We start from the raw sequence: 9,193 nt of genomic DNA, 5'->3' as shown, positions 1-9,193 counted from the left end.
CCATAATCCATCGCTGCATAATAATAGATATCCATTTCCGGGAATTTTAAACTCTATTGGTGAAGGACATTTGTTTTCAGCATCGGCACCTATCCAACTTGTGATAGCGTGAGCGTATGGTGATTGACGTGCTTCAGTTTCGGTCATTTTTCCGTCTTTAACAACTTCGTTGAACCACGAGTCATCCTCTGTTAGTATTTTTGAACCATTGTGAGATATCCAGTAAGCGCGACTGTCACCCATTGATACAATTCTAGCGATACCGTTGATTACAACTGCTGCCACAACTGTTGTTGATGGGGGGTCATCACATGATTGAGTTTTGGTATAAGGAATGTCACATACTGCTTGTCTGGCAATTTCGATAGATTCACACATTATGTCTTTTTCATTTTTTGTTTCCTGATTTTTTGTTTCTTGATTTTTTAATTCATCGTGTACTTTTTCAACTAACGCACGGCAAGTCGTTTCTGCCACAGCTTTAGACGCTAACTCTGCAAGTTCTGCACTAGAAACACCGTCACAAACGACCATTACATAAGCTTTGCCATTTTCAACTTCGGCACATGCGACAAAATCTTGGTTATGATGATGTCTTAGTCCTCGGTCGCAACAAGCAGCTAGTTTTGGGGAAATTATCACCTCAAAATAATCTCGTTCGCGCGGTACGAGTCGAAACCCACACTGGGCACAAAATCCTTCTTCATCAATTAGAGTTGAAGAAGCGCCACATTTAGAGCAGTTGTCCTTACTATATATATTCTTATCTAGATTCGTCGATTTATGCATTTGTGGTGAAAATGTGGGAACTGCCACTGAGGCGCCGCACTCTTCACAAAAGTTATCATTGATTTGTAGGTTTGCCCCACATTGAGAACATTGTAAATTCATTTTAATAAGTTAGGAGGTATAAGTGCTGAGTGCTGAGTGCTGAGTACTAAAGAACGGAGTTGGGAGTTGAAAGTTAAAATTTTGCATTTATAACTTTACTCAGCACTCAGCACTTTCTACTCAGCACTCTTCTAGACCCAGGTTTTGGGACGGACACTGTTTGCTTCGTCAACTAGCTGAATTTTTTCGTCTCCTGCTGAAAGATGTGCCATACTGCGGAGTGCTTTTTCTAGTCCTGTTCGCAGACGAACTTCTTGTAGAGGTTCTCCTAAAATAGAAATACTAGAAGTAGGAGAAAGCTGTTTAGAAGTAATTAAATTTAAAGCTGTTTCTAAGACAAGCTTTGCTAACCGATAACGTTCAATACCATCTAATGTTAGTGCTTCGACAACTTTTGAAGCTTCTTGAAGTTCTTTTACGACTGGCGCCCCATTTGAGTTATCTATTAATGTGTTAGCAATTTCAACGCGCGAACGTGTATGTAAACTCGAAGTGTGGGGTATGCGTTCTAATGCTGCTACTGCTTCGCTACGTCTACAACTCGCGCGTAAACACCGTGACAACCCAAATGCTGCTGCTGTATAACTAGGGTCTGTGCGCGATACTAAGTCATACATTTGCATCGCTAAGTTTAGGTTTCCCGCTGCTTCTGCTGCTAAACCTAGTGCTAGCTTTGGTGGTATTTCTCCAGGTAAATCAAAATAAACTTGGTCAAATGTCTTCTGTGCTTCTTGATATTTACCTTGTGCCATCAAACTGCGCCCGCGATACCATAACACTCGCCAGTCCCAAGGGTCTTTTTCTTCAACTTGTTTTAATAATAGTGCAGTTTCTTCATAGCTACCAACTTCAATTAAACTATTAGCCAGTCTAAATAATGCTTCGCGCGAGTTAGGAAACTGCTCAACAACTTGTCTTAAGCTAGTAATTTGCAAATTAATTGCAGTCAGGGCGCCTGTTGCTAGTATGCCATTACAGCCTGGGTCTGTAGTATCGAGTAATGGCATTGGTAATTGATTATAATTTGGTTTAATGGCGCCGAAACTATTACCATCCATTAATGCCAGCATATCACCACTAAACATCGTACTTGTACTTGGGCGTGGTGTACCAGTTTCTTTTGCTACTATTTCCCGCAACACTCCCAAAAGTTGTTCTGCCATTTCATCGGCAGATTGAAACCTTTCGTCAGGGTTTTCCGCAGTTGATTTAAGTAAAAATCTGTACAAAGATTCTTGCTGGGCAAATAAAGGTTCTTCTTGTGGACTTGGTAACTTATGTAAATGTTCTTTGTTAAAAGCACGAATATTACTAAGTAAAACTGCTAAAGTTCTACCAATAGTATATAAATCTGATACTACTGTAGGTCCTTCCCCTGCTTCTGGTGCGCTATAACCGACTGTACCGTAAATATCACCATTAAGGTCATCGATACGTCGTACCCCACCCATATCAATCAATTTAACATCACTGCCTTCAAGCATGACGTTATCGGGTTTAAAGTCACAGTAAACTAAACCCTGTGAATGTAAGTAAGCAAAGGCGCCTAATATTCGATGAATATAAGCAATAGCTTCAGTAACTGGTAAAGGACCGCGTTCTTTACGAATATCTTTGAGCGTTTTACCACCGACATACTCCATAATAATGAAGCCTTCGGTGCCGCGATTCACAAAGTTATAAATTCCAACGATATTCCCGTGCTTTACAGAAGCCAAAAATTGCCTTTCTGCAAGTGCAACTGCTGCACTCGAAGCATCTTCAGTATTTAGTAATCCTTTTAAAACTACATAACGTGAAAGAGTTATATCAAAACCAAGATAAATCCATCCTAACCCACCGTATGCAATGGCGCCTTTAACTTCATATTGCCCAGAAACAACATCACCACGACTGAGGGAAGGAATAAACGAATACTTATGACCGCACTGAGGACAAAATCCTTTTTCTCTTTTCAAAGGATTATTACAATTTGAGCAAAAGCGCTTGTTTTCAGGAACCTTTGCTTCAGCCATAATAAGCTTTTCAGGTTCGGTCGAAGGTAGTTCGGGTATAGATATTAACCCAGCGCCTAATTGTTTTCGACTACTTCCGCGCGTTCCCCCAGTACGTCGAGAACCGCGCGAACGACTATTAAGAGGTGAGGAACCTGTACCAGTGGTGATGTTACCAGTAACCTTAGTGGGCTGGTTGTGTAATGAAGACTGTATATTAGATGTCCCTACGGTTTTAATCGCAGCATGTCCGCACACATTACAATAGCCGTCATCAATGGTACCACTACATCCATTGCGCTTGCAGCTCTCACCATCCATTCGGACTCTCCTTTGATGATTGTAAGTAGTTTGAAATAACATTTATGTAACAACTTTCTTAACCTTTGTGACCTTTGTGTCTTTGTGGTTTAACTATATTTGATTTCTTTATAACATTTAGAAATTATGCGAAGTAAGAATAACGAACCACAAAGGCACAAAGAACACAAAGGTAAGAGAGTTTATCTCTACTACAACATGATTTATCGCAAATTCGGATAACTGCTCAATCTTTTTTCATATTTAGTTACCAACTCCGTTGCTTGGTCGAGAGGAGTCGGGCGAGTAAATAGTATGTGTTTAGCTTGTTGTGCGAGTTCCTGTAATACAGTATCCTCAACAAAGCCGCGCGCGAGTGCTTTGGCAACTAATGCATCGAGTCTACCTCGTAATTCCGCACGTAATTCGATTGGCGCCTTATTAGCTGCATAAGCATTTTTCTCTTTAGCTATATACTCCTTCACCTTGGCAGTCCAATTTTCCAAACCGACACGCACAGGATTGAATAAACCATCATTAAATTTTATTTCAAGTCTATTTAACCATACTTCCAAAGCTTGTATTTCATCAGAAGTAAGCGGGTTTTGTAATTTTGAGTGGTCAGCTACCTTCATTTTACTTTCATCATAAGCAACTTCAGCTTGGTGATGGATTTCGTGTAATTTAGATAAATCAGAGCGCGCTGTTATAAAACCCAACCGTACAAACTCCCGCTGTTGCCTTGCTTGTTCCAGCATTGCTGAAAGCTTCATTATCTGCGGTTGAATTGATTTTAGAAATTCTTCATTCACCCCTAATGGGTCAGATTCAAGGAACGCGCGCTGTTTTTGGAGCTTTTGAGTTAAACCAGTTATTTCTGAAGAACAATCAATATTTAGAGACTCAGCCAAATGTTGCAACTGCCGAGTTTCTACATCTGTATCTATTAAACTTGGTTCTAAACGTGACCACACCTCATCAACCGCTAGTACCACATCCTTCGCTGCTTGAAACGCAGTCGTCATTAACTGTAACAATTCTTGTGGAGTTATGGCATTTATAGCTTGGGCAGCAGAAAGTAATCCTCGCTGTGCCAAAGGTATTTTCTCAATCGATAAATGAATCGAAGGTTTCGTTAACAAATCTTCAATTTCCTGAATTTTCTGCTGTGGCGCCAAAAATCTGGGAATAAAACCGCGCAACTGCACAGCTTTATCAATAGTCTGCACCAGCAAATCAAAATTCTGGAATAACTCATTCATCACATGTAGGACTGGGTTAACGCGCGTTTGCGTGATACCAGTTAACTCCACCTTGGGAAAACCCGAAACACCACAAAGTCGCTGATAAGCATCAATACCGTGTAAATCAATCAAATTTTGACCTACAACGTCGATTTTGAGTTTCCAGTCAGCCAGTAGTTGGTCGATTTCTTCTAAATTCACAAGCTTTAATTCACTCTCATAAATTAGCACAGATTTTGCCACATAGTTGCTACAACTCCAATCGTACAAATTCCAGAAAAGACTGAATTGAAAATTTTGTTTCTTGTAGGGTAGGCGTCCCGCCTGCCCATGAGGTACATAACAGTCCCAATACTACTCGGTTAAGGAATTTTATCGAAATTGATCCCCCCTGACCCCCCTTAATAAGGGGGGAAAATAGCGGTTTTTAGCCCCCCTTACCAAGGCAGGGCTGTTTCATTCTCTAGAGATAAAAGCTATAACCATGATTGTTTGGTTAATCAACCACCAAAATCTTGTTCGGTAACGGCTGATTTATAGGCGCCTGGATTTATTCTTTTTAGAATGAAACAGCCCTGCCCTTACCAAGGGGGTTGGGGGGATTTTATTCTTAACCGAGCAGTATTGACATAACAGTCCCGCCTGCCATTCCACAAGATAATTAATTAAGTTATTTGAAGCCAAACATCAAGTATCAATCAACTAGGTTTTTCAGTACATAATATAAAATTCACTTAAAATTAGATATAAAATTCATAAAACATTTATGAAGAGGGCATAAGACACCTTGTTAAAGCCATAAAATTTATCTATATATTTAGGTAAACACACATTATTTTCTCACACTAAATATCTTGTAAAAATGAATTATTATTTTTTTAATAAATAATTTTATGAATTTTAAACGCTGCGAAGAATGGCAAAAAAATTATTTTATTGCCAAACGCCTTCTGCTTATTGCTCTCTGTCTTTCTTCGGTATATATCTAAAAATTTAATGCTATTATGTAATTTAATTACACTACCCGCTCTACCTTAAAAACCTTTGTGCATATAGAAGCTTTGAGCTTTTCTACCCTCATAAGCCAACTATAAACGCCTTATTCACCATGAAATTATCAGGTTCTGAAATTAAAAGCTTACGAAATGCTTTAACAGACGCTTATCGTAGTCAAGCAGAATTAAGAATGCTTGTTAGAGAATCAGATTTAGGTATCAATCTTGAGGAAATAGCGTTTGGTGAAAATTTAAACGATTTAGTTTTTAAACTAATTGATTGGGCAGATTCCGAGAATAAATTAGACATATTGATAAATGCTGCTTATAGTGAAAAGCCAAATAATGCGAAACTAAAATCTTTTGTAGCGAATAGAGAAAATACACTCACTGCAAATAATTCAAACAACTCTATTTCTACACCAAGGCAAGAAGAGGGGATAAATGCGCTTCTGCGTAAGTTTGTTAATCGAAAATGCCCTGTCATTCCAGTTTTACTACCAACCGCACCCGAAACGCCACAATTTCCAGTTTTTCTCCGGGGTCAGATGTGGCTAGACTTTCGATTCTCTTTTGAAGTCATCACAGTCAATCATTACGGCGCCATTATTAGACGCGGTACAAGAAGCGCGCGATATTTTACTCAAGACCTTAGCAATAAAATCACTTTAGATATGGTTGAAATTCCAGATGGTACATTTATCATGGGGGCGCCGGACGGTGAAGAAGGTAGTGCAGATGATGAACGTCCTCAACACTGCGTCACAGTTCAACCCTTTTTCATAGGGAAATACCTAATTACTCAGGCACAATGGCGCGCGGTTGCCGAACTACCTCAAATAAATCGGACACTAAAAAAAGAACCATCATTTTTTAAAGGTGATAATTTACCTGTAGAGGGAATTTCATGGTACGACGCAGTAGAATTTTGCTCCCGACTATCAAAATATAGTGGGCGCCATTATCGACTGCCAAGCGAAGCTGAATGGGAATATGCTTGTCGTGCTGGAACTTCTACTCCGTTCCATTTCGGTGACACTATCACAACCGAGTTAGCAAATTTTAATGGTAATTACACTTATGCATTTTCTAGCAAAGGTGATTATAAAGAGGAAACAACTAATGTAGGAACTTTTCCTCCTAACGATTTTGGCTTATATGACATGCATGGAAATGTGTGGGAATGGTGCTATGATGATTGGCACGATGACTACTACAGCGCACCACAAAATAGTTGCGCGCGGATAATTACTCCAACAAAAATTAATAATACTAATAATAATGCTATAAAGCTACTGCGCGGTGGTTCATGGGACTACATTCCCCAATACTGTCGTTCTGCTTTTCGTCGCATGAATCTTGCAGACTGCGACAGCTACGATAGCGGTTTTCGCGTAGCGTGTTCGTAGCATAGGCGTCTCGCCTGTGCAGTAACATTTACAACGGATGTAACGGATAATTTATTGGAGAGTTTTAGGTGTAGTTGTAGGTGAGGCATAGCAACACATCTATCTAGTTGTAACAGCTTGTTCATGTGGAGTTTTTTTAAGTATCAAATTTTACTATACATGATTATTGATTGTCGAGCGAAGTTGAATGAGAATATGACTGCTGTACTGGAACTTATATCTCGTTTAATTTTCGTAATACGATGATAACAGTATCCAAAAATATAACTAAACTGAGTAGATTGGTTAGTATAAACTAAAACTTGTTTATTTTTACATTAATTAATACATGTATACCTAAGAAAGTGATAATTTAATATTCATCAAAGAAAATTAGTTTAATCGCAAGTAAAATTGAATGACTAGATTAATACACGATGAATTTAGTAAGGATTTTCTTGAAGCATTGCTGGAGCCTTATGGTGCAGTCAAAGCTCCAAAGCTTGTTGCCACAGAAGTAAAACTAATCGATGTATTATTCACTCCCAAGGTGCTACAAAACCCTAAGCTCGCACCGTTAGGTTTACTTGGAAAATTTGCGGAGTTTCCTGCTGTATTTGAACCATTTCGTAATCCGGCGCCAGAAGATGATATCTGTAATTGTATAATCAAGGTGTTGGAAGTAAAAAATGCGCTGAAAAGAAAAGCAGAGCCAAAGAAAACAGCACGCAAAAAAAAAGCAAAGAAGAAAAAAACAGTTGTTAAAGAACCAATAATACCTAAGTTATGGATTCTAACACCAACTGCATCTGATGAAATACTATCTAAATTTAAAGCAGACCCAGATCCAAACTGGGCGCCAGGAATATATTTTGCGGCCGAGGCTTTACGAACAGGAATCGTAGTTATCCACGATTTGCTTGAAACACCTGATACATTGTGGTTAAGGATGCTAGGTCGAGACAGTGTGCAAGTAAAGGCCATCGATGAATTTATCGCACTACCAGATAACAACCCTTTTAAGCAGGCAACGCTACAATGTTTATATAACTTCAAGCAAAATCTAGAATTACGTAAAACAGAAGACATAGGAGAACCGGAGTTAATTATGAGATTGGCGCCACTATATCAACAAGACCGCGCTCTTGCAGTACAGGAAGGAGAGCAAAGAGGAGAACAACGTTTAGTTCTGCGTCTACTTTCGCGACGTTTTGGTGAGCTTGATGCATCACTAGTTGAAAGAGTTCGTTTACTGTCTACAGAACAATTAGAAACATTGGCAGAGGCATTACTGAGTTTTTCAGCCTTAACTGACTTGGAAGCTTGGTTAAATCAAGAACTTCAATAAAATCAATTGTTGGTAAATTAAAGCACTAGAAAGTCGGGGGTAATATCTCTCGACTTTTTGTAATGCTTTATAAACAAGGTTTCACAGACACTGGGCGCCAGAAATATATTTCCTGCCCACGCATTTGAGGGACTGGTGGTATTTTTTCTCATCGCTATTACTCCCCAATATTATCATTACTTTGCAGACTCGAAATATCTGCCAAAATTTCATCCATCGTTAGCGAGTCAAGCCATTGATGACGTTCAGTACTATAGTCTCCACTACCCGCATCAAATTGACGAATAAATCGGATAGCATCGTCATATCCCAAAGCATCTACCAACGCCTTAAACCCTTTTCTGTATAATTCAATTGGAGTCATCCTCTTCTTCCTCTAAAAGATTATCAGTTACTTGTGCCAACCAACCTATCGGGTTAGTGACAACAATATCTAAGTCATTGCCATAGCTTAATGCTCTAGATAGTAAACGGTTATCGGTAGTCAAGAAAACATCAGCGTAATCCTCCGCACAAGCAATGTGAAGTGCATCAAAATTTCTAATATCAAAATCTCTTAAATCTATAGCTCGCTTGGTAATTTCAGCATCTATCAAAATTTTGTGTTGAGCAATAGCTAACGATTTTTGTACCTGGTCTCTTCTACTTACATCTGGGGTTCTACCAATCTCTGATTCTAAAGCAGTGCTACTTAATAACTCCCATACGAGCGCTCGACAACGACTAATAATTTCCAAAACGGCTTCGGCTTCTAGACGAATACGCAGTTGTGTTTGGTCGTCAAATGGACGATTTAAACAACACACATCGAGATATATTGTATACTTTTTAGCCATCGTGTTAATATCTTCGAGATTATCCTAATTTATCCATACCTTGAGCAATTTCCTTCAACACAGTAAGCGAAGGATGTTTCGCTAAGTATACCGCAAGTGGTTGACGATTCATCACCGCAGAGCGCATTCTTCAGTAGCGCGCGGAATAGGAGAATAAATATGAGCGATAGGCGCCTGTTTCACAAACAAGGCTTTTC

The 9,193-nt window shown here is 39.2% G+C and carries 7 protein-coding genes; 2 read left to right on the top strand and 5 right to left on the bottom strand.

What is annotated here, in order from left to right; translation table 11 throughout:
* The 3 genes from AC2JBO_RS05380 to AC2JBO_RS05370 all read right to left on the bottom strand — a co-directional run.
* Positions 1 to 891, bottom strand: an 891-nt coding sequence (locus AC2JBO_RS05380) for a protein phosphatase 2C domain-containing protein (RefSeq protein WP_496952599.1), incomplete at its 3' end; no start/stop codon positions are given.
* A 131-nt stretch (positions 892 to 1,022) separates the two neighbouring features.
* Positions 1,023 to 3,206 carry a tetratricopeptide repeat protein gene (locus AC2JBO_RS05375; RefSeq protein ID WP_496952598.1) on the bottom strand — a complete coding sequence of 728 codons (2,184 nt, stop codon included), beginning with the start codon at positions 3,204 to 3,206 and terminating at the stop codon, positions 1,023 to 1,025.
* A gap of 203 nt (positions 3,207 to 3,409) precedes the next feature.
* On the bottom strand, positions 3,410 to 4,630 hold the full coding sequence (locus AC2JBO_RS05370) for a hypothetical protein (RefSeq protein ID WP_496952597.1): 1,221 nt from the start codon (positions 4,628 to 4,630) through the stop codon (positions 3,410 to 3,412).
* A 907-nt stretch (positions 4,631 to 5,537) separates the two neighbouring features.
* Between AC2JBO_RS05370 and AC2JBO_RS05365 the strand changes: the two genes are divergently transcribed.
* Both AC2JBO_RS05365 and AC2JBO_RS05360 read left to right on the top strand, forming a co-directional pair.
* The gene (locus AC2JBO_RS05365) at positions 5,538 to 6,833 is read left to right on the top strand and encodes an SUMF1/EgtB/PvdO family nonheme iron enzyme (protein ID WP_496952596.1); all 1,296 of its coding nucleotides are present in this window, start codon (positions 5,538 to 5,540) and stop codon (positions 6,831 to 6,833) included.
* 397 nt (positions 6,834 to 7,230) lie between these two features.
* Positions 7,231 to 8,160 carry a DUF4351 domain-containing protein gene (locus AC2JBO_RS05360; RefSeq protein WP_496952595.1) on the top strand — a complete coding sequence of 310 codons (930 nt, stop codon included), beginning with the start codon at positions 7,231 to 7,233 and terminating at the stop codon, positions 8,158 to 8,160.
* Positions 8,161 to 8,317: 157 nt separating this feature from the next.
* On the opposite strand, the gene AC2JBO_RS05355 is transcribed toward AC2JBO_RS05360, so the two are convergent.
* Both AC2JBO_RS05355 and AC2JBO_RS05350 read right to left on the bottom strand, forming a co-directional pair.
* The gene (locus AC2JBO_RS05355) at positions 8,318 to 8,524 is read right to left on the bottom strand and encodes a hypothetical protein (RefSeq protein WP_496952594.1); all 207 of its coding nucleotides are present in this window, start codon (positions 8,522 to 8,524) and stop codon (positions 8,318 to 8,320) included.
* Entirely contained in the window at positions 8,511 to 8,996 is a 486-nt protein-coding gene (locus AC2JBO_RS05350; protein WP_496952593.1) for a PIN domain-containing protein, read from the bottom strand. Before AC2JBO_RS05350 ends, AC2JBO_RS05355 begins: the two co-directional genes overlap by 14 nt.
* Positions 8,997 to 9,193 lie beyond the last annotated feature (197 nt).

This window comes from Calothrix sp. CBUCES-K 9914 (assembly GCF_059640475.1).
The sequence above is the reverse complement of the archived record's forward strand: the minus strand, read 5'-3'. Positions and strand labels throughout refer to the sequence as shown.